Raw genomic sequence first — 26,917 nt, 5'->3', positions numbered from 1 at the left:
GGGGGCATTAGCCTTCGAGTTATGAGCGGCCCTCCTTCGCGCGTCTACGTGGCCCGGCTGGCTGGTCTTCCCGTGTACGACCCGAACGGGGACCAGGTCGGCAAGGTCCGTGACGTCATCGTCATGCTCCGGCAGGGGACGCAGCCGCCGCGGGTGCTCGGGCTGGTGGTCGAGGTGTTCACCCGGCGCCGGATCTTCCTGCCGATGACCCGGGTCACCTCGGTGGACGTCGGCCACGTGATCACCACCGGGCTGGTGAACATGCGCCGGTTCGAGCAGCGCAGTACCGAGGTGCTGGTGATCGGCGAGCTGCTGGACCGGACGGTGACGATCCGCGAGTCCGGCACCGAGGCGACCGTGTTCGACCTGGCGATGGAGCAGTGGCGGACCCGCGACTGGGTGCTCTCGAAGGTGGCCGTCACCGAGGGCGGGAAACGGTTCCGGCGGCGCCGGGGGCAGTCCCACGTGCTCGACTGGGCCGAGGTGAGCGGCTTCGCGCAGGTCGAGGAGGGGCAGGGCGCGACGCACATCCTGGCCGCCTTCGAGTCGATGAAGCCGGCCGACCTGGCCGGTGTGCTGCACGAGTTGTCGCCGAAGCGGCGCAAGGAGATCGCCGCCGCGCTGGACGACGAGCGGCTGGCCGACGTACTGGAGGAGCTGCCGGAGGACGTCCAGGTGGAGATCCTGGCCGGCCTGGACACCGAGCGGGCCGCGGACGTGCTCGAGGAGATGTCGCCCGACGACGCGGCCGACCTGATCGCCGAACTGCCGACCGAGACGGCCGAGGCGCTGCTGACGTTGATGGAGCCCGACGAGGCCGAGGACGTCCGCCGGCTGCTCACCTACGAGGAGCGGACCGCTGGTGGGCTGATGACGTCGGAGCCGGTGATCCTGCCTGCCGATGCCACGGTGGCCGATGCTTTGGCGCACGTCCGCAACGCCGAGCTGAGCCCGGCACTGGCCGCGATGATCTATGTCTGCCGGCCGCCGCTGGAGACCCCGACCGGTCGCTTCATCGGTATCGGCCATATCCAACGGTTGCTGCGCGAACCGCCGTCCGCGCTGGTCTCCGGGGTCCTCGACACCGACCTCGACGGGCTCCGGCCGGACGACAGCCTGCATGCGGTCAGCAAGTACCTCGCCACCTACAACCTGGTCGCGGCACCCGTGCTGGACGAAGAGGGCCGGCTGCTCGGCGCGGTCACCGTCGACGACGTACTGGACCATCTGCTCCCCGACGACTGGCGCGAACCCAATCAGCGAGAGGCGGACGGCCATGCCCCGCGATGACCGCAGCAGCGACGACCGCCGGCTGACCCGATCGACCCCTGCGCGGCTGGACATCCCGCGCGAGCTGCGCCGGACGATCGTGCGCCGCCGCGCATACGACGCGGACGCGTTCGGCCGGCTGTCGGAGCGGATCGCGCGGTTCCTCGGCACCGGGCAGTTCCTGGTCTACATGACCGCCACGATCGTGTTCTGGGTGCTGTGGAACATTTTCGCGCCGGAGCAGATGCGCTGGGACCAGTACCCGTTCATCTTTCTGACGTTGGCGTTGAGCCTGCAGGCGTCCTACGCGGCGCCGCTGATCCTGCTCGCGCAGAACCGGCAGGAGGCCCGGGACCGGGTCCAGTACGAGCGCGATCGCGACGTGGACGCGCGGACCCGGGCCGACATGGAGTTCCTGGCCCGCGAGATGGCCGCGCTGCGGATGTCGGTCGGCGAGGTCGCCACCCGTGACTTCCTGCGGTCCGAACTGCGCTCGCTGCTGGCCGACCTGGAGCTCAAGGATCGCGAGGACGACCGGGTCTGAGGTAAGCCTTGCCTTGCAGGGTGGACGTCACAGTGGACTGGGGTCGGGCGGCTGGTGCCCAGCACGTAGCCTGGTGACATGGCCCCAACTGCAGATCAGGTGACCGTCGCACTCGGTGGCGTGATTGACCCCGAGATCAAGAAACCGATCACCGAACTGGGCATGGTCGAATCCGTCGTGGTGCGGACCGACGGTGTGGTCGCGGTGAAGATCCTGCTGACCGTCGCGGGCTGCCCGATGAAGGACACCCTGCGCCGCGACACCAATGCGGCCGTCAGCGCCCTCGAAGGCGTCACCGGGGTGGAGATCGAGCTCGGCGTGATGTCCGCCGAGCAGCGCGCGGCCCTGCAGACGCAGTTGCGCGGCGGCGTGGCGGAGAAGGAGATCCCGTTCGCCCGGGCCGACTCGCTGACCAAGGTGTTCGCGATCGCGTCCGGCAAGGGCGGCGTCGGCAAGTCGTCGGTGACGGTGAACTTGGCGGTCGCGATGGCGGCCAAGGGGTTGTCGGTCGGCGTCCTGGATGCCGACATCTACGGCCACTCGATCCCCGCGATGTTCGGTGTCGCCGACGAGCGGCCGACCGCTGTGGACGACATGATCATGCCGGTGCCCGCGCACGGCGTGAAGGTGATCTCGATCGGCATGCTGAAGCCCAAGCGCGACCAGGTGGTCGCCTGGCGCGGCCCGATCCTGGACCGTGCCCTGGTGCAGATGCTCGCCGACGTCTACTGGGGCGACCTCGACGTCCTCCTGCTCGACCTGCCGCCCGGCACCGGCGACATCGCGATCTCGGTCGGCCAGCGGCTGACCAGCGCCGAGGTCATCGTGGTCACCACCCCGCAGGAGGCCGCCGCCGAGGTGGCCGAGCGGGCCGGCACGATGGCGCAGATGGTCCACCAGCGGGTGGCCGGCGTGATCGAGAACATGTCCTTCCTGCCCTGCCCGCACTGCGGGCCTTCGCACCGGATCGAGATCTTCGGCTCGGGCGGCGGGGCGCGGGTTGCGGCGACCTTGTCCAAGCGGTTGGGGTACGAGATCCCGTTGCTGGGTGAGGTTCCGCTGGATGAGCGGTTGCGGTCGGGTGGGGATATCGGGGAGCCGCTGGTGAAGGCTGATCCGGAGACACCGGCCGCGATGGTGCTTGGTCAGATCGCTGATCGGCTGGGCGGCAAGCCTCGTGGGTTGCTCGGTCGTCAGCTGGGGTTGTCGCCCGCTGGTCGGTAACCGCCACCTTGGGTAGCCCGGTTTGACTGTGCCCCAAGGGCACAGATTTGAGTGCTTCTCGTCAGTAGTTCGAACAGACGAGAAGACGGGCGACAGGATGAGACGGGGACAGGTAGCGGGATTCGGGTTGGTGCTGGTCGCGGTCGGTGGGATGTTGACCCCGGCGGCGGCGAACAGCGCCGCCGGCGAGGTGGGTCCGAAGGTTGCCTGGGGCAACTGTCCGGCGGACGTGACCGCGAAGTACCCGGCCACGGTGCCGCAGTGCGCCAAGGTGCCGGTGCCGTTGGACTACGCGCGGCCGGGCGGCGCCACCATCGACATCATGATCTCGCGACTGGCCAGTACCGGGTCGGCGCGGCGCGGGATCCTGATGACCAATCCCGGCGGGCCCGGCGGGGCAGGGTTGTCGATGCCGGCCGAGCTGATGTCGTTCGGGCTGCCGGCCGGCGTCGCCGAGCGGTACGACCTGATCGGGATGGATCCGCGCGGGGTCGGCCACTCGTCACCGGTCAGTTGCGGCTTCACCGAGGACCAGGCGTACACCAAGACCGGCAACGTCCCGCCGTACGCCGTGGACGCGGCTGATGTCGCCGCGCAGGCGAAGATCGCCAAGGCGGTCGCCGACCAGTGCGCCGCCCATGACGACAAGAAGCTGCTCCAGCACATCTCGACGGCCGATGCCGCGCGGGACATGGACACCATCCGCGCTGCACTCGGCGAGGAGAAGCTCAACTATTTCGGCGGCTCCTACGGGACGTCGCTGGGTGCGACGTACGCGTCGCTGTTCCCGCAGCGCACCGACCGGGTGATCCTGGACAGCGTCTCCGGCGGTCCGGTGCTCGATCGGGCCAGCCAGCGGAGGTTCGGCATCGGCTTCGAACTGCGCTTCCCGGACCTCGCCGAGTTCATCGCGGCCAGGCACACCGCGTACGGGCTGGGCCGGACAGTTGCCGAGGTACGCCGCAACTTCGTCGCCTTCGCGGGCCGGCTGGACAAGGCGCCGGTCGAAACGATCACCGGGGTCGAGTTCCGGGGCTTCGTCTTCGGCTCGCTCTACAGCGATGCCCAGTTCCCGCAGGCGGCGCAGTTCTGGCAGTCCCTCGCCATCGGCGACGCAGCCGGCGTACGGCGGGCGCTCGCGGTCGCGGCGGCCGGCAATTCGCAGTACGACAACTTCTTCTCGGCCTACCTGGCGGTGACCTGCAACGACTCGGTGTGGCCGAGGGACCTGGCCACCTATCAGCGCGACGTCGCGGCCGACCGGAAGGCCTACCCGCTGTACGGCGCCGCCGGGGCGAACATCATGCCGTGCGCCTTCTGGCACAACCAACCTCGTGAACTGCCGGCGAAGATCACCGATCAGGGGCCGAAGAACGTGCTCCTGCTGCAGAACCTGCGCGACCCCGCCACTCCGCACGTCGGCGCGGTCCAGCTGCGCAAGGCCTTCGGCGACCGCAGCCGGCTGGTCAGCGTCGACGCCGGCGGCCACGGCGCCTACGTCTACTCGACCAACGCCTGTGTGACGAACGTGGCCACGGCGTACCTCGTCGACGGCGTCTTGCCCAGGAAAGATGTGTTCTGCAAGGCTTCGTAGTTCGACGTTGGGACAAACCGGTGGCGTGGAGTACTCGTCAGCTGGCCGAGCTGGCCGGCACGACCGTGAAGACGGTCCGGCACTACCACAAGCTCGGCCTGCTGGAGGAGCCTGAACGCGGCACCAACGGCTACAAGCACTACGGCGTCGCCCATCTCACCAGCCTGCTCCGCATCCGCCGCCTCACCGAGCTCGGCGTACCGCTGGCGCAGATCGCGGAGATGGGCGACGCCGCGCCGTACCCCGAGGAGACCCTGCGCCTGCTCGACCTCGAACTCGCCGCCGGCATCGAACGGCTGCAGCGGGCACGGCAGGAGCTGGCGCTGATACTCGAAAACGCTTCACCCACCGACCTGCCGGCGGCCTGGGCGTCGGCCGGGGAGATGTCGGCGACCGATCGGGCGCTGCTGGTGGTACAGAGCAGATTGCTGAGCCCTGCCGGGATCGAGACTTGGCGGCGGTTCGTGACGGAGTACAGGCCGGACGAGTCGGTGGGCGAGTTCGACCGGCTGGATGCCGAGGCTGATGAGGTCACTCGGCGGGAGCTGGCTGAGCGGTTGCGGGCGCATTTCGATGAGGTCCGGTTGAAGTATCCGGAGCTGAGGGATGCGCGGGAGTCGGCGCCGGGTGGGGCGCGGGAGGTGGCGCGGACGATCGGGTTGGCGATGGAGGATCTGTACAACCCGGCTCAGCTGGACGTGCTCGAGATGGTCCGGGCGGGGCGGGGCCGCTGACCAAGCGGGCGAAGTACTAGGTTGCCTCGGGATCGAACGGAGCGCGCACCCCGGCCGGCAGCCGCTGCGGCGTCATCGAGTCCATCGAGTTCGACACCGGCTTGTCGTCGAAGTCGTCATCGATGCCGTCGAGCAGGTGTTTGCGGACGAAGCTGCGCGGGTTGAGGTCGCGGACGTCGAGGTCGGCGAACTCCGGGCCGAGCTCCTCGCGGAGGTCGGACTGCGCCTTGGTGACCATCCCCCGGACCTGCCGGAGCAGCTGGGCGGCGGTACGGGCGAACTCCGGGAGCCGGTCGGGGCCGAACACGAGGATCGCCACGATCGCGATCACCGCTATCTCGAGCGGTCCGATGTTGAACATGCCCCACCCTCTCCGATCATCGCCTTGCGCCGCGGACAGCGTAGCCCGCGAATGGTCACCGGCCCGCGCGGGTCGGCCTTACGGCTCGAGGTCAATCGTCCCGCGCGGGGCCAACTCGTCCGGCGCGGGGTCAGCCGGTCCTGCGCGGGGTCAGCCGGTCTTCTGGTCGAGTTTGATGGTCGCCGTGCGTGGTTTGCCGCCGCGTTCGAAGTCGAGCCGGACGCTCTCCCCCGGCCGGTGGGTGCGGATCGCCACGATCAGCGCCTCGGCGGTGTCGACCGGCTGGCTGTTGATCTTGACGATCACGTCACCGGTCCGTAATCCGGCTCGCTGCGCCGCGCCGTTCGGGATCACCTCGCTGACCCGGGCGCCGCCCTCGAACTGCATGTCCACGTTGGCGCCGATCACCGGGTACGACGCCTGGCCGGAGGCGATGATCTGCTGCGCGGTCCGCCGGGCCTGGTCGATCGGGATCGCGAACCCGAGCCCGATGTTGCCGCTGGAGCCCGGTTCGGCGCCGCGGACGGTGGCGATCGCGGAGTTCACGCCGATCACGTGCGCGTCCATGTCGACCAGCGGGCCGCCCGAGTTGCCGGGGTTGATCGCCGCGTCGGTCTGCAGGGCGTTGATGTAGGAGATCTCGCCCTCGCCGCCGGCGGTGACCGGGCGGTTCTTGGCCGAGACGATGCCGGAGGTGACCGTGCCGGCCAGGCCGAGCGGCGAGCCGATCGCCACCACGTCCTGCCCGACGATCGCCTTCGCGGACTCGCCGAACTGCACCGACGGCGCCTCCAGCCCGACCACCTGGACCACCGCCAGGTCGTACGCCGGTGAGCGGCCGACCAGCCGGGCGGTGGAGACCTTGCCCTGCTGCGTCACCACCTGGATCGAGCCGCCGGTCGCGGCGGCCGAGACGACGTGGTTGTTGGTCAGGATGTGCCCGGAGCCGTCGATCACGAAGCCGGAGCCGGTCGCGTTGGAGTCGTCGGAGCCTTCGACCTTGAGCTGGACGACGCTCGGCAGCAGGGTCTGGGCGACGGCGGAGACCGAGCCGGTCTTGATCTTCGGGTCGGTGCCTTGGCCGATCGCCGGGCCGGACTCGTCGTCGACGACGCCGTTGCGGTCGAGGGCGACTACTGCGGCCGCCGCGCCTCCGCCTGCGATCAGGCCGACGACCAGGGCGACGATGGCGGCGAGGCCGATCACCTTGTTGCGCTTCTCCGGCGGAGACGGCGTGTAGGCGCGAGCCTGCTGCTGGTGCCAGTCGGGCGGCGGGGGCGGGACGTACGTCGGCTGCTGGGTCGGCCAGGCTTGCCCGGGGTACGCGGGGCGGAAGGCCGGCTCCTGCGGGTTGGGCTGGCCGAAGCTGCGCTGGGTGGTGGAGCGGCCGGTGCTCTGCTGGTACGCCGAGCTGCTGCTTGCCGGGGTGGGGAGGGGTGCTGCGCCTGCTCCGTAACCCAGAGCGGTGGCTGCTGGTGGCGCCGGGGCGAATGGCGGTACTGCGGGTGTCACTGGCAGAGGTGCTGTGAGAGCCGAGGCTGCGCCGACCAGCGTTGATTCTGTGGCCGAGTCAGGCGCAGGGTTGCCGGGCTGTCCGCTTGACGCAGTGGGGTTAGGCCGGGTGGGGTCGGCAGCAGACGTGGCGTGCGTGGCCGGCTCGGCGGGGCTGCCAGGCCCGCCGGAGGCGCCGGGCGTGGAGCCGGTGTCTGGCGTGGCGGAGCCGGCCGGGCCGCCGGGCGTGGCGCCGGTGTTTGGCGTGGACTCGGCGCTACCGGCTGCGGTGCCTGCTGTGGGGTTCTCTTGGGTGGCGTCCCGGGGCGCAGGGGTCTGCGGGGTTCCGGGGGTCGGCTCGGCGTCATCCCAGCTCACGGTGTCCGCCTCACGTCGTCGTCATCTTGGGGTCGGGAGCGCCTGCGCCGGGGTGCCGGGAGGTGCTTCCAGAATTGATTATCCCAGCTTGTGGGAGAGCGCACCCATCGGAGTGAGCCACGACGCGATTTTGGCCAGTCCGGTACCGGTCCGCTGCACGGCGGTCACCTTCGGCGGCGGGGTGTGCGGGAAGGCCGCCACCACCTTCCCGAGGGTCTCGAACGGGAGGTCGCCGACGAGCGTGTAGACGATCCCGCCGGACGACCAAACGACGTACGACGGCATCCCGTAGCGCTGGTAGATCGGGGCGCCCTCGGCCGTGGTGGTGGCCGTGTAGCCCGCCACCGCGGCCGGGTCGAGCTCGCCGCGCTGTTCGAAGAGCGAGACGTTGAAGAGACCGTCGGAGTACGAGAACTGCAGTGACTTGGTCGCCTGGTCCTGGTGGACGTCGAAGAGCTGCAGCGACGCCGGCAGCGACGGCGAGCAGGTCCAGCCCTGGGAGCGCAGCCCGTCGACGTTGCTCATCCCGACCGACTCGACGGTGCCCGGGGCCATCGGCGGCAGGTGGCCGATGAACTCGGATCCCTCGATCTCCAGGTCGGTGAAGACCGTCGCCCGGACCATCGTCCTGCCGTCGTCGCTGAACAGCTGCCGCTGCAGCAGCAGCCCGGTCGACTGATCGATCCAGAACCGCGCCGCCACCGTCTGGTCGCCGCGCAGCGCCTCGATCAGTACTGCGGGCCGCCCGATCGTGTCCGTGCAGCACTTGTAGACCAGCTGGTACGTCGCCTCGAGCAACGCGAGCGGTCCACCGTCGACGGTCGGCCCCGCGGCGTGGTTGGCGCGCTGCACGAACGCCTTGGCGCCCGCCGAGGCAGCCGAGCCGACCACGCTGATCTCCGACCCCTGGGACGCGGCGTGGACGATGTCGAGCATGGCCGAGCTGGAGCCCTGCGGCCCCCACGAGGTGATGATCTGGGTGCCGTGGAACGACACGTGGTCCGGCGCCGCCGCGGCGCGTTCGAGCCAGGCGACGGCGGACGGGTTGTCTTCACGCTGCGCGGCAGGCGCAGGCGTGGCCACAGCGGGCAGGGGCAGGCCGAAGCCGATCAGCGCGGTGCCGACCAGGACGGCGAGCCGGGACAGGCTCACCGGTCAGCGACCCGTCAACGCCACCGGCTGCAGCGTCGGGCTGAGCCCCGCGTATCCAGACCCGTTGAAGGAGTTCATCAGGGCCACCGGGTCCGCGAACCCGGCGCTGTTGGCCGCCGCACGGTCGGCCGTGATGCTCGACACCGGTGGCTGCAGCCCAGGGGGCTGCTCCGACCGCGCCGGGTCACCCAGGACGAACGCAGTACCGAGTAGTGAGGCCATGGCGGCAGCAGACCCCGCCGCACCCAGTACGCCGGTACGCCGGCGGCTGCGGGTCGGCGTCCGGGTGCCCGGCCGAGTCGCGTCGGTCCGGGCTGCCGGGAACGCCGAGCGTTGCGGGCTGAGCGTGAAGGCCGGCGTGAGCACCGGGCGGATCTCCTCGCGCAGCTCCGGCGAGAACGACGAGACGCCCATCAGGCGCTGCATCAGGTCCAGTGAGGGCTCCGGGGCGGCCGTGGCGGCCAGCCGGGCCTTGAGCCGGCGCTGCGCCTCCACCTCGGTGCGGCAACTGTCGCAGCCGACCAGGTGGCTCAGCACCTTGTCGCGGGAGTCGTGGTCCAGCTCTCCGTCGACGACAGCGCTCAGCTTCTCCAAGGGATGTTGCAGGGTCACCGGTCGCCACCTCCGGCAAGGTCGGGCCCGTCGGCGGACGGGCCACTGATACGGGTCTGGCCGGCCCGGGGCGCACGGTGCTCGAGGTGCTTGCGCAGCATCGAGCGGCCTCGGTGGATCCGGCTGCGGACGGTGCCGAGCTTCACATCCAGCACGTCGGCGATCTCGTCGTAGGTCATGCCCTCGATGTCGCAGAGCACCACGGCCGCCCGGAAGTCCTCCGGCAGCGCGGCCAGCGCGTACTGCACGTCGTGGTCGAACAGGTCCTGGTCGAGCTTCTCGGCCGGGCCGGAACCCTTGGACGGCAACCGGTCGTGCGCGTCGTCCGGCAGGCCGTCGAAGCGGATCCGCTGCTTGCGGCGGGCGCCGTCCAGGAACAGGTTGGTGGTGATCCGGTAGAGCCAGCCCTCGAAGGTGCCCGGCGTGTACGACGACAGCGACCGGAAGACCCGGACGAAGACCTCCTGGGTCAGGTCCTCGGCGTCGTGCTTGTTGCCGGTCAGGCGGTAGGCGAGCCGGTAGACGCGGGCCGAGTGGGCCCGGACGATCTCGTCCCAGGACGGCAGCGCCTCGGCCTCCGGCCGGAGCTGCGGGGTGCTCGGGGCGGGCGCCACGGAGGTGTCGATCGGCTTCACGACAACGCCTCCCTGGGTCCGCTCGGCAACGAGTGAGAACACCATGGTGCCGCGTTCACCGTCCTCTTCGCACGTCGGGTACACCCTGGTTCGACCCTGGGATGCCAGTACGACGGGACAACGGCCTCCGCGAACGGGAAGTTCCCGGCCTCGGTGGTTCTCATCAAGGAAGACGCCTGAGCGGTCATGAAGGTTGAGCGTTACTTCTCTTCGATGACCGCGATGGGGTCGCCGTCGCGGACGACCTCGCCCTCGGAGACCCGCAGCTCGGTGATCGTGCCGGCCACCTCGGCGAGCACCGGGATCTCCATCTTCATCGACTCCAGGATGACGAGGGTGTCCTCCGGCCCGACGGTGTCCCCCGCCTTGGCGATGATCGACTGCACGCTCGCCACCAGCTCTGCCACCACGGTGTGACTCACGCGCTCTCCTCGGTTGCCGGGGTCTTCGCAGTGATCCTAGTTCTCTTGGTTGCGGCGCGCTCGGTGCAGCGCGACCCGGGTGCGGCTGGAGCAGGTCGGCGTACAGAACCGGCGGGGGCGGCGCTCGGCCGCGTTGACGAAGACCCGCTCGCAGTCGGGCGCGGCGCAGGTGTCGATCGCCTCGAACCCATGGCCGGCAGCGAACCCGGCGAGCCCGAGCGCCGCTCCGGCGGCCAGCCACTCCGCCCAGGTCGCCTCGGGCTTGGCCACGTGCAGGTGCCACGGCGATCCGTCGTGATCCGACAGATAGGGCCGTACTGCGTACTCCGCGAGCAGGTCGTTGAGAATGCCGGCCGCCTCACGGGGCTCGGCGTGGAAGATCGGCCGGATGCGCTCGCGCACTGCCATCACCGCCGCCAGGTCGCCCTCGTCGACCGTCACCACCGGCTCGCCGTGGTCGTGCAGGAACTGCTCCAGCGCGGCCGGCGACGTCAGCTGCTCCGGGGTGCGGGACTTGGTGTTCACCAGGTCCACGGCGATCCGGATCATCCGGTCGGGGGTCGTCAGGCTCTCCACTCGCCCTAGCGTAACGGCTTTGTTAACGTAACGCGTAACTATCCCTTATGCGTTACCGAAGGAGGCCGGAGATGCTGGCGCGCTACCTGATTGCCGCGACGCTCGCGCGGGTCGGGGACGAGATGGTCGCCTTCACGCTCGTCCTGCTCGTGCTGGAGCGCACCGACAGCGCTGCGCTAGCAGGCGTGACGGGAGCCGCCTATGCGCTTCCGGCGATCGTGACGGGCCCATTGCTCGGCGCCTGGCTCGACCGGACGGCGTACCGGCGTACTGCGCTTGCGGTGAACCAGGCGGTGCTGGGCGGGGTCATGGTCGCCATGCTGGCTGTGGTCGGACACAGCGCGCACTGGGTGACGCCGGTGCTTGCGGCAGTCGCCGGTACGACGCTGCCGCTGGTCAGTGGTGGGTTCACCAGCATGTTGCCGAGCCTGGTTCCTGGTGACCGGCTCCCCCGCGCCAACTCGCTGGAGGCGGCCAGCTTTGGTGCGGCCACGATCACTGGGCCAGCGGCGGCTGCCACGATCGCCGCGGTCGTTTCGGTGGAGGCCGCGGCTGTGGTGATCGCTGTGACGGCGACGCTCAGCATCCTGGCTATCGCTCGTCTCCCCGCTCTCCCTGCCGCCCGCGGATCGCAGGAGCCCTTCCTGGCGTCGGTCGCAGCCGGGCTGACCCACCTAGCCCGTACTCCGCGCCTGCGGGCCTCGACGGTCACCACGACTCTGCTGATGGGCGTGACCGGCATGCTGCTGATCACGCTGCCGCTGCACATGGCGTCGCTTGGCATGCCTCGCTCGGCGGCTGGCTACCTCTGGACGGCTCTGGAGCTGGGCAGTGTCACCACAGCTCTTCTTCTGGGTGGCTTCCAGACCCGCTGGCGGCCGGAGTACGTGGTGATGGTGTCTGTGGCTGCCTATGGGCTCGCCTTCACCGCGTGGCCGCTGGCAGGCAGCTTTGTCGTGCTGCTGGTGCTGGCGACGGCTACTGGTCTGCTGGAGGGGCCGATGCTGCCGGCGATGTTTGCTGCTCGTCAGGTGTACAGCCCGCTGGAACTGCAGGGTCGAGTGAGCACAACTGCAGCCAGCCTGCGCGTAGGCGCTGCTGCACTCGGACAGGCGGGTGCCGGGCTGCTGGTCCCCAAGGTGGGCACGCACACCGCACTACTACTGATAGCTGTGGGACTGCTCGCAGCCTCAGCTCTCGGTTACAGCACAAAGGTGGTGGCACATGCTGGTCAAAGCGTGGGCTGAGGGTTGGGCGACTGTTCGCCGTACGGCTGCGCCAGTTGAGGTGCCTGAAGGTTGGCGCATCGAGGTCGGTCTGCCGGGGCATATCGCGCGCTATGTGCTTCCCGCACCGGCACCAGACCTGGCCGCCCGGCTGACGACCCCTGACACCTGGCTGAAGATCTGCGCCGACCCGGCCGTCGTCGAGCTCGACGAGCGGTGGCAGGTGCAGCCGACCGAGTATTTGATGACCACCCAGCTGACCGCCGAGCCGGCGACCTGCGGGCCGGAGTACGAGCTGCAGGTGACGCGAGCGGGCAGCGTTGTCGACGTGCTCGTGAGTCAGCGTGGCGAGCCGGCGGCGCGGGGGAAGGCGGCCGTCACAGGTGACTACGCGGTGATCGATCAGGTGGTGACCGAGCCCGATCACCAGCGTCGGGGGCTCGGAACCACCGTCATGCGGGCGTTGAGTCAGGCGGCGGGCGCTCGTACCGGACTACTGGTGGCTACGGCTGACGGTCGAGCGCTCTACAGCCGACTGGGGTGGGAGCTGGTGTCTCCGGTCACCGCTGCTCGACTGTGCGCGCCAGGATGCCCAGCGTCGCGCGGAGACCGGCCTCGGGGATGATCGGGAAGTTGACCTTGCCCCGGTAGCGGTCCTCGATCTGGCTCCAGTCGTAGTACGACGTGACCAGGGTGCCGCCGTCGCGGGCTTCCAGCTGGTAGCCGTAGAGGTGCTTGATCGGCGGCTGGATCGTGCCGGAGATGGTCCACTCGAGCTCGGCGTCCTCGACGAACCGGGTGATGATCACCGTGACGTCGTACTTGCCCATCGGCAGGTCGTTGAGCGCCTCGCGGTCCATGTGCACGACGAACTCGTCGCCGACCTGGCCGACCGTCTCGCCGTCGGCCGACTGGAGCATGCCGGAGCTGTCGATCGCGACGTGGCCGCGCGGCTCCCGCAGTACGCCGAAGATCTCCGCGGGGGTGGCAGCGATCAGGCGTCGTACTTCGAACCGCTCGTCGTTGGTCATCCACCGAGGATGCCAGCAGCCGTCAGCGCGCCGGCCGCCAGGTCACTGGCCGGCGACGCGCGGCGGCAGCCTAGGCGAGGATGACCGAGCGGCTCAGGCTGCGCGGCTGGTCGGGGTTGAGGCCGAGGGCGAGCGCCTTGGCGACCGCCACTCGCTGGGCCACCACCAGGGAGGCCAGTGGGTCGAGTTCGGCGTGGTGGATGATCGTCGCGCCGGTCGCGGTGACGTCGTCGACCAGGTCGGCCGGCGGTTCGCCGAAGATCCAGACGCCGCGGCCGGGCTGCGCGATGGCGATCGGGCCGTGCCGGTAGTCCATCGCCGGGTAGGCCTCGGTCCAGGCGGAGGCGGCTTCGCGCTGCTTCAGGCCGGCCTCGTGCGCCAGGCCGATGGTCCAGCGGGTGCCCAGGTAGGTGACCTGCTCCAGCTTCGCCAGCTCCTCGACGTCGATCGTGAGCGCGATCTCGGCGTCCGCGGCGGCCTGGGTCAGGTCCTGGCCGAGGGAGGCCCGCAGCAGCGCCAACGTTGTAGTGGCGAACCTGGTTTGGACGACGGACTGCTCGTCGGCGAAGTCCAGCATGATGGTGTGGTCGGCCAGCTCGACGATCGGTGAGCCGGGCGTCGCGGTGATCGCGATCGTCGGCAGCTCGGTGGTGCGGATCAGGTCGAGCACCTCGGTGGTGGTCCCGGACCGGCTGATCACCAGCACCGCGTCGTACTCGCGGCCCGCCGGGAACTCCGATCCGGCGAACGCGTCGGTCAGGCCCTGGCCAAGGTCCTCGCGCAGGGCGGCGTACGTCATCGCCATGAACCAGGACGTGCCGCAACCGACAGCCGCGACGCGGAGGCCGGCCTTGGGCAGTGCGCCACCGTACTGCGCGAAACCGGTGGACACCTGCCGCCACAGCTCGGGCTGAGTGGCGATCTCAGTGCTCACGAAGGGCGTATCGGCCAAAAGGGGCTTGTCGGTCATGTCGTCTCCGGAGATGTAATGGTCGAAACTGCTCGAACGTGATCGAATGGTGCCAACCGGCAGCCGTCCGGCTGACCGATTGTGTGAAGGAGGACGCCCAGGTGAAGCGTTATGAACGCCTGAATACGTTGCTCGAGGCGCTGGCCGAGAAGGGCGCGATCGATGTCGACGAGCTCGCGGTGCAGTTGCACGTCTCCGCGGCGACCATCCGGCGCGACCTGGACCACCTGGGAAAACAGCAACTTCTGACCCGTACCCGCGGCGGCGCGGTGGCCAACGCGGTCTCCTACGACCTGCCGCTGCGCTACAAGACTGCGCGTTTCGCGTCGGAGAAGCAGCGGATCGCGCAGGCCGCGGCCACCCTGGTCCGTCGCGGCATGGTGATCGGCATGAACGGCGGCACCACGATCTCCGAGGTGGCGCGGACGCTGGCGACCCGGCCGGAACTGTCGGCCGAGCACGGCGAGCCGGCCTTCACCCTCGTCACCAACGCGCTGAACATCGCCAACGAGCTGATCGTCCGGCCGCACGTCAAGATGGTGCTGACCGGCGGCGTGGCCCGGCCGCAGTCGTACGAGATGATCGGCCCGCTGTCGCACCGGATCCTGGCCGACCTGTCGCTGGACATCGCCTTCATCGGCGTCGACGGGATCGACGAGACCGGCGCCACCGCCCACCACGAGGGCGAGGCGAACATCAACCAGCTGATCGTCAGCCGGGCCGCCAAGGTGGTCGTGGTGGCCGACTCCAGCAAGCTCGGCCAGCGGGCCTTCGCCCGGATCTGCGAGCTGAGCGAGATCGACACCCTGGTCACCGACGCGCAGGCCGACGAGTCGCAGCTGTCCATCTTCAAGGAAGCCGGGATCGACGTCATCCGCTCCTGACATTCGGTCCGCACCTCCTTCGCCGGGTCGTTCGCCAGGTGATCTCTGCCTAGTCAACACGATCATATGTGCTCGGGTCTACAAGTTACGAGCAAGAGTGCGCAACATAAGCGTGGACAAGGCACTCGGTCGAGCGCGGGAGGCGCGGTCCGGAGACCCCGGGACGCTAGGCTTCGCCTCAGAACGACCACAGGATGAGTACCGCAGCGCCATCGATCAGGGAGGGCATCATCGCCACGGGCATCGACCCCACGTCCTGGGCCTACGCCGAGGACTACACCGGTGAGGACGAGGTCGTCACGGGTGCACGGGCGAGCGCCGAGGACAGTGGCATCGCCCCGATCGGCCCCGGCGCGGCCTCCGCGCTGAGCCTGCTGGCCGCCGCGGTGGGCGCCAAGGCGGTCGTCGAGATCGGCACCGGGACCGGCGTCTCCGGCCTGGCGCTGCTGCGCGGGATGCGCACCGACGGCACCCTGACCACGGTCGACCTCGACGCCGAGAACCAGCGGCTGGCCCGCAAGACCTTCCTGGACGCCGGCGTACCGTCCAACCGGTTCCGCCTGATCGCAGGCGCCGGGCTGGACGTCGTCACCCGGCTCACCGACGGCCACTACGACCTGGTCTTCTGCGATGCCGACAAGCGCGAGTACACGGCGTACCTGCACGAGGCCCTGCGGCTGCTGCGGCCAGGCGGTGTCGTCGTCTTCGACAACGCCCTGCTCCGCGGCCGGGTCGCCGAACCGTCCCACCGCGACCCCGAGACGACCGCTGTCCGCGACCTGATCCGCGCGATCCGGGACAACGACGACCTGACCTCGGCGCTGCTCCCCACCAGTGACGGCCTGCTGGCCGCCGTCAAGCGCGCTTAAGCTCGGCGGCCAGGCGGTCGATGGCTTCCCGAACGAGGGAGGCATCGGTGGCGAAGCAGAGGCGGTAGTAGCCAGGTGTCGTGCTGTGGAAGCTCGCGCCCGGGGCGAGGTTGATGCGGGCTTCGGTGCGCAGGCGCTGGGTCAGTGCGGCTTCTGCTTCGAAGGTGGCGGCATGACCGGTGAGGTCCAGGTAGAGGAAGAGTCCTGCGGCGGCTGGTAGGTAAGAGATGCCAGCAGCGGTCAGGGCCGCAGTGGTCTGCTCGTACGCCGTACGCAGGCGGTTGCGCGCTTCTGTTTGGAACTGCTCGAGCCAGGCGGTGTCCAACAGCAGGTCCCGCAGCAGCGCCTGGGTGTCGCTGGAGGCGTTGGCCAGCCGGGACTGGGCCTGTACGGCGTCTCGGACCTCGGCGTTGCGGGTGTGCAGGACGCCGACCTTGTAGCCGCTGAGGCCGAAGTCCTTGGCGAAGCCCCAGGTGATGTGCAGCCGGTCGGAGGGGACGGCTCGCGCAGTACTGACGAACTCGCCGGTGTGGACGGAGCCCGCATAGACCTCGTCGGCGATCAGGTGCAGGTCGTGCTCGACCGCGACCCGAGCTACTGCCTGCAGCGTGCACTCGTCGTACACCTGTCCCAGCGGGTTGTTCGGGGAGACCAGGGCGATCGCCCGGACGTTGTGGTTGCTGCGGATCGCGTGGTCCAGCGCCTCGGCCGATACGTCGGGTGCGGGGATGATGCGGGCCCGTGAGCGGCCGGCCAGCTCGCCGTCCAAGCCGGAGAAGTAGGGCGTCGGTACGACGATGCCGTCGCCCGGCTCACACAGGGCGAAGGCGAGGGTCTCCATGGCGACGCCGGTGCCCGACAGGACCACCAGGTCGTCGGCGTCGACCTCGGCCTGCCAGAGGCGGCTCAGGAAGGGTGCCACGGCGGCACGGAAGGACGGTGAGCCGGCGGAGTCCTGGTAGTGGGTGTCGGCCGCCGTGATCACTCGTGGCGCGTTGAGCTTCGGTTCCAGCAGGTCGAAGAGGAGGTGGTTCTCCGCAGTACCGAGGTCGATGAAGCCTGCCGTCACTCCTGCGCCCAGCCGGCGTATCTCGCGATCTCGGTGGTCACGTGGGTCCAGGCGTTGCTCAGCGGGTCGATCAGGTCGAAGTGGCCCGCGCCCTCGACCGGGACGAGCCGCGCGGTCGGGTGCGCGGCGACGTACGACTCGGACAGGGCGATCGGCACCCGGGCGTCGGCGGTGCCGTGCACGATCGAGACCGGCATGATCGGGGCCGGCAGGTGGGTCGGATCGAGGTCGTTGCGTACTCCGCCGCCGAGGAAGTCCTGTACTGCGGTCTTGTCCAGCTCGAGCTGGTCGGCCATCAGCAGGTCGGCGACCGGCGCCAGCGCGACCACACCCTTCAGCCGGATCGGGTTGAACGTCGACGCCGCCCACAGAGCCAGCTGGCCGCCGGCGGAGTGACCGACGAGCACGAACCCGGCGCGCAGGTCCATCAGGTCTTCGAGCTTGCCGAGCGCGTCGCGGACGTCGTCGGCGGTCGAGTCGGGGTTGCCGGGCTCACGCCGGTAGTCGATCGACGCGACCGGCCAGCCCTCGTCGGCCAGGGCCTCGCCGAGCGGCCGGGCGTGCATCCGGTCGTACTCCGGGCGCCAGAACCCGCCGTGCAGGAAGACGATCGCCGGCCGGCCCTGCTCCGCGTGCCAGACGTCCAGCATCTGCTCCGGGTACCTGCCGTACTGCAGCTCTTCGTCCGGATCTCTCGCCTCGCGGCTGAGGACGGAGCGGTCCTCTGACATTTCAGACCTCCCAGTTGGGTCCCAAGAATCGAAGGGCGTTCTTGGACAGCAGCTTGACCTGCTGATCGGCCGAGAGCCAGTCGGCCCGCCGTACGACGTCTCCGACGGGTCGCTCACCCAACGGATACGGGTAGTCACTGCCGACCATCACCTGGTCCTCGCCGAGGGTGTCGACCAGCAACCGCAACGCTGGTTGCTCGAACACGACGGTGTCGACGGAGAAGCGGCCGAGATAGTGACTGGGCGGATGCTGAGACTTCCCCCGTACTACGTCACCGCGGCGCTGCCAGGCGTTCTCCACCCGGCCCAGCCAGAAGGCGAAACTGCCACCCCCGTGGGCAAAGCAGATCCGCAGTGACTCGGGCAGCTCGTCGAAGGCGCCGCCGAGAATCATCGCCAGCAGCGAAAGGTGGGTCTCCGCAGGCATCCCGGTCAGCCAGCGCGCCATCCACCGGTCGAGCCGCGGACCGCCCGGCATGTCCCACGGATGCACCAGCACCGGGGCGCCGACCTCCGCACAATGTTTGAGAAAGGCAACGATCCCGGCGTCGTCGAGATCCTTGTCGCCGACGTGGTTGCCGATCTCGACCCCGGCGTGGCCCGCCGCCATGCACCGATCCAGCTCCGCGCAGGCGGCATCCGGATCCTGCAACGGCACCTGACAGAACGGCACCAGTCTGTTGTCCCCGGCAAGCGTCTCCAGGGTCAGGTCGTTGAAGATCCTGGCCACCTTGATCGCCTGGTCGGCCGGCCGCTCGTAGGCGAAGAACACCGGCGTCGGCGAGACCACCTGCAGATCGATGCCATCGGCATCCATATCCGCACGCCGGGTGGCCGGATCCCACGCCTGCGCACCCACCGGGCGGAACTCGGTCTCGCCGATCATGATCATCGCCGCCCGCTCGGAGTCGATCCGCAACCACGGCCAGTCGTCTCCCCCACAAGCCTTTCCGAGGTCGGGCCAGCCCTTGGGGACGAGGTGGGTGTGAACGTCAACGCTGTGCGGCATCAGGCCTTGCCTGGGTGGAGGGTGCCGCAGGACGGGCAGGTGCGGGCTGGTTCGCTTTCGTAGAAGGCTTTGAAGACCGGCGGCAGGTCTTCGACGATGTCGGTGACCTGGAGCTCGACCTCGTGGACGACGGCGTGGCAGTTGGCGCAGTACCAGCGGAACTTCTCCAGGGTGCCCTGTTCGCGGACTCGCTCGATCACCAGGCCGATCGAGTCCGCGTCGCGCTGTGGGGAGTGCGGCATGTTGCGCGGCAGCACCCACATCTCGCCCTCGTTGATGTCCACCCGGGCCGGGCCGTCGTCCGTCATCACGTCGACGTGCATGGTGCCCTTGATCTGGTAGAAGAACTCCTCGTACGGATCGACGTGGAAGTCGGTGCGCTGGTTCGGGCCGCCGACCACCATGGTGATGAAGTCGTCGCCGGTCGGGAACATCTGCTTGTTGCCCACCGGCGGTTTCAGCAGGTGCTTGTTCTGCTCGACCCACTCGGGGAAGTTCGTCGACTCCAGGTTCGCCATCTCCGGATCACCTCTCCTGTACGGCCGCGACTGCTTGGATCTCGATCAGTAGCTGCGGGTGCGGCAACTGGTGGACCGCGACCGTCGTCCGGGCCGGCCCCGACGAGTCGAAGAACTCGCCGTACACCTCGTTGTACCCACCGAAGTCGTTCATCGACACCAGGTACGTCGTGACGCTGACCAGGTCGTCCAGCCCGGCGCCGACCGCGGCCAGGATGTCCCGGATGTTCTCCAGTACCGCGCGCGTCTGCACCCGGATGTCCAGCGTCGTGGTCCCGAACTCGTCCACCGACGCGCCCGCGATCGTGTTGTCCGGCAGCCGGCTCGACGTCCCGGACACGTAGGCGAAGCCGTTCGCCACCTTCACGTGCGGGAACTTGCCCCGCGGCGTCGCCTTGCCTTCGACCAGCTTCGCTTCGGTCATGACAGCTCCACACAGACGTTGGTGAGTTCGGAGTAGAAGTGCAACGAGTGGTTGCCGCCCTCGCGGCCGATGCCGGACAGCTTCGTGCCGCCGAACGGCGTGCGCAGGTCGCGGAGGAACCAGGTGTTCACCCAGACGATCCCCACGTCGAGCGCCGCGCCGGCCCGGTGCGCGCGGCCGACGTCCCGGGTCCAAACCGTTGCCGCGAGCCCGTACTGGCTGTCGTTGGCCAGCGCGAACGCCTCGGCCTCGGTGTCGAACGGCGCGACGTGGCAGATCGGGCCGAAGATCTCCTCGGTATTGGTCCGGGCCGTCGGCGGCAGACCGGTCACCACGGTCGGTTGCACATAGCAACCGTTGTCGCGGGCGTCGCCGAAGGACGGCACCCCACCACCGGCGAGTACTTCGGCACCCTCGGAGCGGGCCAGGTCGTAGTACGAGAGGACCTTGTCGCGGTGGGTCTTGGAGATCAGCGGCATGTTCACCGTGGCCTCGTCGGACGGCCAGCCGAAGGTGAGTTCGGCGGCCCGAGCGGCCAGCCGAGTGCAGAACTCGTCGAAGATCGGGCGTTCGACGTACAGGCGTTCGGTGCAGAGGCAGACCTGGCCGCCGTTCGTGAAGACCGAGCGGACGGAGCCTTCGACCGCCGCGTCCAAATCGGCATCGGCGAAGACCAGGCCGGCGTTCTTGCCACCCAGCTCGAAGGAGACCGCCTTCACCCCATCGGCGGCCACCTTGGCGATCGCAGTACCGGTGGCTGATTCGCCGGTGAAGGTGATCGCGTCGACGCCCGGGTGCTGGGTGAGGAACTCGCCGGCCGAGGACGGGCCGAAGCCGTGCACCAGGTTGAAGACACCTTCTGGTACGCCGGCCGCTGCCATCACCTCGGCGAGCACGGTGGCCGAGGCCGGCGTCTCCTCCGACGGCTTCACCACCACGGTGTTGCCGCAGGCAAGGGCCGGCGCGACCTTCCAGGTGAGCAGCAGGAGTGGGAGATTCCAGGGGACGATGATCGCGACCACGCCGACCGGCTTGCGGACGGCGTAGTTGAGCGCCCGTCGACCATCGGCGAGCACGGTGGTGAAGGACTCGGTGGAGGCGGTGGTCGCGAAGTCGGCGAAGGACCGGAAGTTGGCCGCGCCGCGCGGGATGTCGAGGGTCCGCGCCTGGCTGATCGACTTGCCGGTGTCGCCCACCTCGGCGGCCACCAGATCGTCGAAGCGCCGCTCCAGCTCATCAGCGACCCGCCGGAGGACCACCGCTCGGCCTTGCTCCCCCATCTGCCCCCAAGGTCCAGTGAGAGCGTTCCGGGCGGCGGTGACGGCGGCGTCCACCACCGAGGCGTCGGCCTCAGCGACATCGAAGATCTGCTCGCCGGTTACCGGGCTGATCTTCGCGAAGGTCGAGCCGCCCTCGACGAAGGATCCGTTGACGAAGTTCCTCAGCAAGCCGACCGTCGCAGGCTGCCCGGTCAGCAGACCCGGCTGCCACAGCTCCGCACTCACGATGCCCACCCCGCGTTCATCGGCGTCGTCCGGCGGAGCGGGCGATTCGGGTGGCGGTCGTCAGGACAGCCGCGGCCAGGAGCACGGCGGCCGCGAGGTACTGGTGCTGGCGGTGGACGCGTTGCTGGACTTCGGCGTACGGGGTGGTGGAGAAGGAGACCAGCTCGTAGCGAGAGACGTAGCGGCCGGGGAAGGCCCGTTCCAGTGCGTGCTCGATTCGCTTGGTCAGCCGGAAGACCGGGGAGGCGACCTTGTCGCGCATCTCGATGAAGTTGTTCAGAGCCATCTCGGCGATCGCTTCGGTGTTCGCCTTGCGGCGGTGCTCGTACAGCGGCAGCGCGCGGGCCCACGAGCCGCCGGTGTCGGACAGGCACCGGTCGAGCTCGACGACGTCCTCGAAGGCGCAGTTGGCACCCTGCCCGTAGAACGGCACGATCGCGTGCGCGGCGTCGCCGATCAGCGCGGTCCGGCCATGCGCCTGCCAGGGTTGGGTGTGCACGGTGCCCAGCACGCCGACCGGGTTGTGCAGGTAGTCGTCCACCAAGGACGGTGCCAGCGGCAACAGATCGGGGTAGTGCTCGGCGAAGTGCTGCTCGATCGACTCCCGGTTGCTCAGGGCATCGAAACTGCCGGCCGGCCAGAACAGCGTGCAGGTGAAGGAGAAATCGGGGTTCGGCAGCGCGATCATCATCGACGTGCCGCGCGGCCAGATGTGCAACGACCCGGGATCCATCGCAAAATCCCCACCCACAGCGGGGATACTCAACTCCTTGTACCCGTAGTCCAGGAAGTCGACGTCGTCCCGCACAGCACCCTCGGCCAGCAACTGCTCCCGTACTGCGGACCCAGCCCCATCAGCCCCCAGTACTACGTCCGCCGTCGCCTCCACCTTGCCCTCAGGCGTCTCGAAGACCATCGCCCCGGAAGCAGAGTCCAGCTCCAGCAGCCGATGCTCGAAGAACACCGTCACCCCAGGAGCCGCGGAGGCTGCGTCGAGCAGCGCGTTGTTCAGCGTCCCGCGGCTGATCGAGTTGATCGCCCGCTCCCCTGATGCGCTGTACTGCTGGAAGTCCAGCGGTCCCTCGACCGGATGGATCATCCGGCCCTTCATCGGCAACGCGTCGGCCATCACCTGGTCGACCAGCCCGATCCGCCGCAACGCGTCCAGCCCACGCTCGGAGATCGCCAGGTTGATCGACCGCCCCCGCTCGGGCTGCCCGACCCGCGGGTCGGAGCGACGCTCGTACAAGGTGACCGACAGCCCTCGTCGTGCCAGGTAACACCCGAGCAGGCTTCCTGCCAGGCCGGCTCCGACGATGGCGACACGCTCAGTCATGCATTCTCCGGAACTGCTTCGGCCAGCGCTTCCGCAGCGCGCCAGCAATCGTGGTACATCGAATAGAGCGGCACGGGCGCCAGCCGCAGTACGTCGGGCTCGCGGGCATCGGCGATCACGCCGTGCTCGAAGCGCAGTACGCGGGCCAGCTCGCCGGCTCGCATCCCGCCGATCCGCAGCGAGAGTTGCGCACCGCGGCGGACGGGGTCGCTCGGCGTGATCAGCTGCAAGGGCCGCGTCGCGACAACCGGAGCCAGCAGCTTCTCCAGGTACGCCGTGAGCCGCAGACTGCGCTCGCGCAGTACGGAGATGCCGACCTGGTCGAAAATCTCCAGCGAGGTGCGGACCGGGCTCATCGAGAAGATCGGCGGATTCGACACCTGCCAGGCATCGGCGGAGGCCGGCGGGCGCGCCTCGGGCGCCATCTCGAACCGCGACGCCTCCTCGGTGCTCCACCACCCCTCGAAGCGCGGCAGCGAACCGGCCAGGTGCCGCTCGTGCACGAACGCACCGGCCAGCGAGCCCGGCCCGGAGTTCAGGTACTTGTACGAGCACCACGCCGCGAAGTCCACGTCCCAGTCGTGCAGCGACAACGGCACGTTGCCGACCGCGTGCGCGAGATCCCACCCGACCACGGCGCCGGCCGCATGACCGGCCGTCGTGATCGCCGGGATGTCCATCAGCTGGCCGGTCAGGTAGTTGACGCCGCCGAGCAGCACCAGCGCCACGTCAGGACCGATCGCGGCGACGACGTCCTCGGTACGCAGTACGTCCTCACCTGGTCGCGGTGTCAGGCGCACCACCGCGTCATCGGGCGAGTAGCCGTGGAAGCGGACTTGCGAGCGGACGGCGTAGCTGTCCGACGGGAAGGCCGAGTCCTCGATGACGATCTTGAAGCGGTCCGCGTCCGGCCGGTAGAACGACACCATCAGCAGGTGCAGGTTGACCGTGAGCGAGTTCATCACCACGGTCTCGGTCTCCAGGCCGCCGACCAGCCGCGCTGCCGGGCCGGTCAGCAGCGAGTGGTACGACAGCCAGGGCCGGGCAGCATCCAGATGCCCCTCGACTCCCCACTGTCCCCAGGAGTCCAGGTCCTCGATCAGCTCCACCCGGGTCACCTTCGGCCGCAGCCCGAGCGAGTTGCCGGCGAAGTACGCGACCTCCGGAAAGCCCCCGGAGTCGACCGGCGGGATGTCGAACAACTCCCGCCGACCGGGATCGGCCTCGTCGAGCTCGACCGCGGCCGCCTCGGCCCCGGTCGGGTTCACGATCCAGTCCGGCCTCGTCCAGCCCTGGCTCACAGCTCGATGACCGTGTCTTTCCCGACCGCTGTCACGCCACCTTTGCTGACCGTGTAGCCGCGTTCGCGGTCGCGGTCCAGGTCGACGCCGACCTCGGCGCCGTCCGGCACGATCACGTTCTTGTCCAGGATGACGTTCTTCAGCACCGCGTTGGCGCCGATCTTGCAGTTGTCCATGATGACGGCGTTCTTGATGTTCGCGCCGGCGCTGACGATCACGTTGGCGCCGAGCACCGAGTGGTCCACGGTCGCGCCGGAGATGATCGAGCCGGCGCAGACGATCGACTCGCCGACGGTCGCGTTGTCGGTGAACTTCGCGCCCGGCAGCTGCGGGTGCGAGGTGAAGATCGGCCAGTCGGAGTTGTAGAGGTTGAAGACCGGCTGGATCGAGACCAGGTCCATGTGCGCCTCGTGGTACGAGTCGAGCGAACCGACGTCGCGCCAGTACGAGCGGTCCCGGTCGAGCGCGCCCGGTACGTCGTTGTCCTGGAAGTCGTAGACCCCGGCCTTGCCCTCGGCAACCAGCATCGGGACGATGTCGCCGCCCATGTCGTGCCGCGACGCCGGGTTGGCGGCGTCCTTGCGCAGCGCCTCCACCAGGACGTCGGCGCTGAACACGTAGTTGCCCATCGAGGCGAAGGTCTCGTCCGGCGAGTCCGGCAGCCCGGGCGGGTCGGCCGGCTTCTCCAGGAACTCGGCGATCCCGAAGCCGTCCTCGGCGGTCTTGATCACGCCGAACTCCGACGCCTCGGCCCGCGGCACCCGGATCCCGGCCACGGTCACGCCGTTGCCGCGCTCGATGTGCGCCTGGACCATCTGGGAGGCGTCCATCCGGTACACGTGGTCGGCGCCGAACACGACGATGATGTCGGGTTTCGCGTCGTTGATCAGGTTCATCGACTGGTAGATCGCGTCCGCGCTGCCCTGGTACCACTGCGGGCCGAGCCGCTGCTGGGCCGGGACGCAGGTGACGTAGTTGCCGAGGAAGGTCGACATCCGCCAGGTGATGGTGACGTGCCGGTCCAGCGAGTGCGACTTGTACTGCGTCAGCACGCACAGACTGCGGATGCCCGCGTTCACCAGGTTGGACAGCACGAAGTCGATCAGCCGGTAACTGCCCCCGAACGGCACGGCCGGTTTGGCCCGGTCCGCCGTGAGCGGCATCAGCCGCTTCCCCTCGCCACCGGCCAGCACGATTCCCAGAATTTTCGGTGCCTTAGCCATGTCCGCACCTTAGCTTCCGATGCCCCTTTGCATAAGACGCTTGAGAGTGTCGCGACACTGGGCCTATGCCGATGCTTGTCGAACCCACCACTGTTGTTCACCGTTCCTTCCTGCAGGCTTGGGACGAGCTGGATGCCCGCGAGGAGCGATGGATGGGCGCGCACGGCTTCCATCAGGCCTGGAACCGGCAGCAGGCCGAGGACCCGATGGAGTTCGCCCGGATGGTCGAGGCGATCCGCGCGGACGCCGACGAGAGCGTGCCGACGCCGCCCGACCTGGTGCACCAGACGATGCTCTGGTTCGTCGACGACGGCACCGACTGGCTCGGCCGGCTCTCCATCCGGCACAGCCTGACCCCGGCGCTGGAGGAGCTCGGCGGCCACATCGGGTACTTCGTCCGCCCGTCGGCGCGGCGCCGCGGCCACGCCACCCAGATGCTGCACCAGTCGCTGCCGATCGCCGCCCGGCTCGGCATCGACCCGGCCCTGGTCACCTGCGACGCGGACAACGAGGCGTCCCGCAAAGTGATCCTGGCCGCCGGTGGCGAACAGGAGGACGAACGGCACGGAAAACTGCGCTTCTGGGTCGCGACACGAATGTCGTGAGGTGGTTATGGTCGGGGCATGAAGATCGCGATCCTGACCCGGGAGTTCCCACCCGACGTGTACGGCGGGGCGGGGGTGCATGTGGACTTCCTGGTCCGCGAGTTACGCAAACTGCGTCAACGAGGTCAGGTCGAGGTCGAGGTGCACTGCATGGGTGAGCCCCGGGCCGGTGCGATCGCGCACTCCGAGGACGACGCGCGGATCCAGCACGCGAACTCGGCGCTGCGGATCCTGTCCACCGACCTGACCATCACGGCGGCCGTCGGCAGCGCCGAGCTGGTGCACTCGCACACCTGGTACGCGAACATGGCCGGCCACTGGGCCAAGCTCCTGTACGACGTGCCGCACGTGGTGACCGCGCACTCGCTGGAGCCGCTGCGGCCGTGGAAGGCCGAGCAGTTGGGCGGTGGGTACAGGTTGTCGAGCTGGGCCGAGCGGACGGCGTACGAGGCTGCTGATGCCGTGGTCGCGGTCAGCAACTCCACCCGGCAGGACATCCTCGCCAGCTACCCGGCGATCGACCCGGCCAAGGTCCACATCATCACCAACGGCATCGATGCTGACTTCTACCACCCGGATCCCTCGACGAGCGTGCTCGATCGCCTCGGCGTCGACCTGAGCCGACCGTACGTGACGTTCGTCGGCCGGATCACCCGCCAGAAGGGCGTCCCGCATCTGCTCCGCGCCGGGCTGCAGCTGGACCCGTCGGTGCAGCTCGTGCTGCTGGCCGGTGCCGCCGACACCCCTGAGCTGAAGGCCGAGACCGACGCGCTGATCGAGGAGCTGAAGGCCACTCGTGACGGTGTCTTCGTCGTCTCGGAGATGATGCAGCGCGAGGAGGTCCGGCAGGTCCTCACGCACGCGCTGGCCTTCTGCTGCCCGTCCGTCTACGAGCCGCTCGGCATCGTCAACCTGGAGGCGATGGCCTGCGAGACCGCCGTCGTCGCCAGCGCGGTCGGCGGCATCCCGGACGTCGTGGTCGACGGTGTCACCGGCACGCTGGTCCCGTACGACGAGAACGATCCCACCACCTTCGAACGCCAGCTCGCCGAAGGCATCAACGCGCTGGTCGCCGACCCCGCCCGGGCCGAGGCCATGGGCAAGGCCGGCCGTGCCAGGGCCATCTCGGAGTTCGGCTGGGACGCGGTCGCCGACCGGACCGTCGAGCTCTACCGATCGCTGGTTTAGTGGGCCTAGGTCTACCAGCGATCGGGGGCCGAAAGC

At 69.1% G+C, this 26,917-nt stretch carries 29 protein-coding genes; 11 read left to right on the top strand and 18 right to left on the bottom strand.

The genetic code is table 11. The annotated features are described in order from the left end of the window. Positions 1 to 21 precede the first annotated feature (21 nt). The 5 genes from AB0P21_RS22575 (at position 22) to AB0P21_RS22555 (ending at position 5,365) form a co-directional block, all read left to right on the top strand. Complete coding sequence (locus AB0P21_RS22575; RefSeq protein ID WP_363699100.1) at positions 22 to 1,290, top strand: CBS domain-containing protein; 1,269 nt, start codon at positions 22 to 24, stop codon at positions 1,288 to 1,290. Beyond that, a complete protein-coding gene (locus AB0P21_RS22570; RefSeq protein ID WP_363699099.1) occupies positions 1,277 to 1,813 on the top strand; it encodes a DUF1003 domain-containing protein in 537 nt (178 codons plus the stop codon). The genes AB0P21_RS22575 and AB0P21_RS22570 overlap by 14 nt, the downstream gene beginning before the upstream one ends. Positions 1,814 to 1,891: 78 nt before the next feature. After that, complete coding sequence (locus tag AB0P21_RS22565) at positions 1,892 to 3,037, top strand: P-loop NTPase (RefSeq protein WP_363699098.1); 1,146 nt, start codon at positions 1,892 to 1,894, stop codon at positions 3,035 to 3,037. A gap of 97 nt (positions 3,038 to 3,134) precedes the next feature. Continuing rightward, positions 3,135 to 4,631, top strand: a complete 1,497-nt coding sequence (locus AB0P21_RS22560; protein WP_363699097.1) for an alpha/beta hydrolase — start codon at positions 3,135 to 3,137, stop codon at positions 4,629 to 4,631. 20 nt (positions 4,632 to 4,651) lie between these two features. Further along, entirely contained in the window at positions 4,652 to 5,365 is a 714-nt protein-coding gene (locus AB0P21_RS22555) for a MerR family transcriptional regulator (protein ID WP_363699096.1), read from the top strand. A 16-nt stretch (positions 5,366 to 5,381) separates the two neighbouring features. Here the strand turns inward: AB0P21_RS22555 and AB0P21_RS22550 are convergent, their stop codons facing one another. The 7 genes from AB0P21_RS22550 to AB0P21_RS22520 all read right to left on the bottom strand — a co-directional run bounded on the left by AB0P21_RS22550 (position 5,382) and on the right by AB0P21_RS22520 (position 10,992). Continuing rightward, the gene (locus AB0P21_RS22550; RefSeq protein ID WP_363699095.1) at positions 5,382 to 5,726 is read right to left on the bottom strand and encodes a sec-independent translocase; all 345 of its coding nucleotides are present in this window, start codon (positions 5,724 to 5,726) and stop codon (positions 5,382 to 5,384) included. Between the two features lie 150 nt (positions 5,727 to 5,876). Next, on the bottom strand, positions 5,877 to 7,595 hold the full coding sequence (locus AB0P21_RS22545; protein ID WP_363699094.1) for a trypsin-like peptidase domain-containing protein: 1,719 nt from the start codon (positions 7,593 to 7,595) through the stop codon (positions 5,877 to 5,879). A gap of 78 nt (positions 7,596 to 7,673) precedes the next feature. After that, positions 7,674 to 8,747 carry a transcriptional regulator gene (locus AB0P21_RS22540; RefSeq protein WP_363699093.1) on the bottom strand — a complete coding sequence of 358 codons (1,074 nt, stop codon included), beginning with the start codon at positions 8,745 to 8,747 and terminating at the stop codon, positions 7,674 to 7,676. Positions 8,748 to 8,750: 3 nt separating this feature from the next. Beyond that, entirely contained in the window at positions 8,751 to 9,359 is a 609-nt protein-coding gene (locus AB0P21_RS22535; RefSeq protein WP_363699092.1) for a zf-HC2 domain-containing protein, read from the bottom strand. Continuing rightward, positions 9,356 to 10,039: an RNA polymerase sigma factor SigE gene (gene sigE, locus AB0P21_RS22530; RefSeq protein ID WP_363699091.1), complete on the bottom strand. Its 684-nt coding sequence runs from the start codon at positions 10,037 to 10,039 to the stop codon at positions 9,356 to 9,358. The genes AB0P21_RS22535 and sigE overlap by 4 nt, the downstream gene beginning before the upstream one ends. Positions 10,040 to 10,194: 155 nt before the next feature. After that, positions 10,195 to 10,416, bottom strand: coding sequence for a biotin/lipoyl-binding carrier protein (locus AB0P21_RS22525; RefSeq protein WP_363699090.1), 222 nt, complete (start codon positions 10,414 to 10,416; stop codon positions 10,195 to 10,197). A gap of 36 nt (positions 10,417 to 10,452) precedes the next feature. Continuing rightward, positions 10,453 to 10,992 carry a CGNR zinc finger domain-containing protein gene (locus AB0P21_RS22520; RefSeq protein ID WP_363699089.1) on the bottom strand — a complete coding sequence of 180 codons (540 nt, stop codon included), beginning with the start codon at positions 10,990 to 10,992 and terminating at the stop codon, positions 10,453 to 10,455. A gap of 71 nt (positions 10,993 to 11,063) precedes the next feature. On the opposite strand from AB0P21_RS22520, the gene AB0P21_RS22515 reads away from it, so the two are divergent. Together AB0P21_RS22515 and AB0P21_RS22510 are read left to right on the top strand one after the other, a co-directional pair. Then, positions 11,064 to 12,239, top strand: a complete 1,176-nt coding sequence (locus AB0P21_RS22515) for an MFS transporter (protein WP_363699088.1) — start codon at positions 11,064 to 11,066, stop codon at positions 12,237 to 12,239. Continuing rightward, complete coding sequence (locus AB0P21_RS22510; RefSeq protein WP_363699087.1) at positions 12,217 to 12,843, top strand: GNAT family N-acetyltransferase; 627 nt, start codon at positions 12,217 to 12,219, stop codon at positions 12,841 to 12,843. Before AB0P21_RS22515 ends, AB0P21_RS22510 begins: the two co-directional genes overlap by 23 nt. On the opposite strand, the gene AB0P21_RS22505 is transcribed toward AB0P21_RS22510, so the two are convergent. Further along, the gene (locus tag AB0P21_RS22505) at positions 12,779 to 13,249 is read right to left on the bottom strand and encodes a polyketide cyclase (protein WP_363699086.1); all 471 of its coding nucleotides are present in this window, start codon (positions 13,247 to 13,249) and stop codon (positions 12,779 to 12,781) included. The two genes, AB0P21_RS22510 and AB0P21_RS22505, sit on opposite strands and share 65 nt — an antisense overlap. A gap of 70 nt (positions 13,250 to 13,319) precedes the next feature. Continuing rightward, entirely contained in the window at positions 13,320 to 14,219 is a 900-nt protein-coding gene (locus AB0P21_RS22500; RefSeq protein WP_363699085.1) for an SIS domain-containing protein, read from the bottom strand. Positions 14,220 to 14,320: 101 nt separating this feature from the next. Here AB0P21_RS22500 and AB0P21_RS22495 point away from each other — a divergent pair, with 101 nt between their 5' ends. Both AB0P21_RS22495 and AB0P21_RS22490 read left to right on the top strand, forming a co-directional pair. After that, positions 14,321 to 15,103, top strand: coding sequence for a DeoR/GlpR family DNA-binding transcription regulator (locus AB0P21_RS22495; protein WP_363699084.1), 783 nt, complete (start codon positions 14,321 to 14,323; stop codon positions 15,101 to 15,103). A 194-nt stretch (positions 15,104 to 15,297) separates the two neighbouring features. Further along, on the top strand, positions 15,298 to 15,972 hold the full coding sequence (locus AB0P21_RS22490) for an O-methyltransferase (RefSeq protein WP_363699083.1): 675 nt from the start codon (positions 15,298 to 15,300) through the stop codon (positions 15,970 to 15,972). Here the strand turns inward: AB0P21_RS22490 and AB0P21_RS22485 are convergent. The 9 genes from AB0P21_RS22485 to glgC are packed head-to-tail and all read right to left on the bottom strand — an operon-like array spanning position 15,959 to position 25,088. Continuing rightward, entirely contained in the window at positions 15,959 to 17,041 is a 1,083-nt protein-coding gene (locus AB0P21_RS22485) for an aminotransferase class I/II-fold pyridoxal phosphate-dependent enzyme (RefSeq protein ID WP_363699082.1), read from the bottom strand. The two genes, AB0P21_RS22490 and AB0P21_RS22485, sit on opposite strands and share 14 nt — an antisense overlap. Beyond that, positions 17,038 to 17,772 carry an alpha/beta hydrolase gene (locus tag AB0P21_RS22480; RefSeq protein ID WP_363699081.1) on the bottom strand — a complete coding sequence of 245 codons (735 nt, stop codon included), beginning with the start codon at positions 17,770 to 17,772 and terminating at the stop codon, positions 17,038 to 17,040. Before AB0P21_RS22480 ends, AB0P21_RS22485 begins: the two co-directional genes overlap by 4 nt. 1 nt (position 17,773) lies before the next feature. After that, positions 17,774 to 18,781, bottom strand: a complete 1,008-nt coding sequence (locus AB0P21_RS22475; RefSeq protein ID WP_363699080.1) for an amidohydrolase family protein — start codon at positions 18,779 to 18,781, stop codon at positions 17,774 to 17,776. After that, a complete protein-coding gene (locus AB0P21_RS22470) occupies positions 18,781 to 19,299 on the bottom strand; it encodes a 3-hydroxyanthranilate 3,4-dioxygenase (RefSeq protein WP_363699079.1) in 519 nt (172 codons plus the stop codon). Before AB0P21_RS22470 ends, AB0P21_RS22475 begins: the two co-directional genes overlap by 1 nt. A 7-nt stretch (positions 19,300 to 19,306) precedes the next feature. Further along, positions 19,307 to 19,723 (bottom strand): RidA family protein, encoded by a 417-nt coding sequence (locus AB0P21_RS22465; RefSeq protein WP_363699078.1) that lies wholly within the window; start codon positions 19,721 to 19,723, stop codon positions 19,307 to 19,309. Continuing rightward, on the bottom strand, positions 19,720 to 21,228 hold the full coding sequence (locus tag AB0P21_RS22460) for a 2-hydroxymuconic semialdehyde dehydrogenase (RefSeq protein WP_363699077.1): 1,509 nt from the start codon (positions 21,226 to 21,228) through the stop codon (positions 19,720 to 19,722). Before AB0P21_RS22460 ends, AB0P21_RS22465 begins: the two co-directional genes overlap by 4 nt. 16 nt (positions 21,229 to 21,244) lie before the next feature. Beyond that, entirely contained in the window at positions 21,245 to 22,564 is a 1,320-nt protein-coding gene (locus AB0P21_RS22455; RefSeq protein WP_363699076.1) for an NAD(P)/FAD-dependent oxidoreductase, read from the bottom strand. Then, the gene (gene kynU, locus AB0P21_RS22450) at positions 22,561 to 23,832 is read right to left on the bottom strand and encodes a kynureninase (protein ID WP_363699075.1); all 1,272 of its coding nucleotides are present in this window, start codon (positions 23,830 to 23,832) and stop codon (positions 22,561 to 22,563) included. Before kynU ends, AB0P21_RS22455 begins: the two co-directional genes overlap by 4 nt. A gap of 29 nt (positions 23,833 to 23,861) precedes the next feature. After that, positions 23,862 to 25,088: a glucose-1-phosphate adenylyltransferase gene (gene glgC, locus AB0P21_RS22445; RefSeq protein ID WP_363699074.1), complete on the bottom strand. Its 1,227-nt coding sequence runs from the start codon at positions 25,086 to 25,088 to the stop codon at positions 23,862 to 23,864. Between the two features lie 65 nt (positions 25,089 to 25,153). On the opposite strand from glgC, the gene AB0P21_RS22440 reads away from it, so the two are divergent. Then, on the top strand, positions 25,154 to 25,693 hold the full coding sequence (locus AB0P21_RS22440) for a GNAT family N-acetyltransferase (RefSeq protein ID WP_363699073.1): 540 nt from the start codon (positions 25,154 to 25,156) through the stop codon (positions 25,691 to 25,693). A gap of 18 nt (positions 25,694 to 25,711) precedes the next feature. After that, positions 25,712 to 26,881 (top strand): glycogen synthase, encoded by a 1,170-nt coding sequence (gene glgA, locus AB0P21_RS22435; protein WP_363699072.1) that lies wholly within the window; start codon positions 25,712 to 25,714, stop codon positions 26,879 to 26,881. Positions 26,882 to 26,917 lie beyond the last annotated feature (36 nt).

This window comes from Kribbella sp. NPDC056861 (assembly GCF_040687575.1).
GTDB lineage: Bacteria > Actinomycetota > Actinomycetes > Propionibacteriales > Kribbellaceae > Kribbella.
The sequence above is the reverse complement of the archived record's forward strand: the minus strand, read 5'-3'. Positions and strand labels throughout refer to the sequence as shown.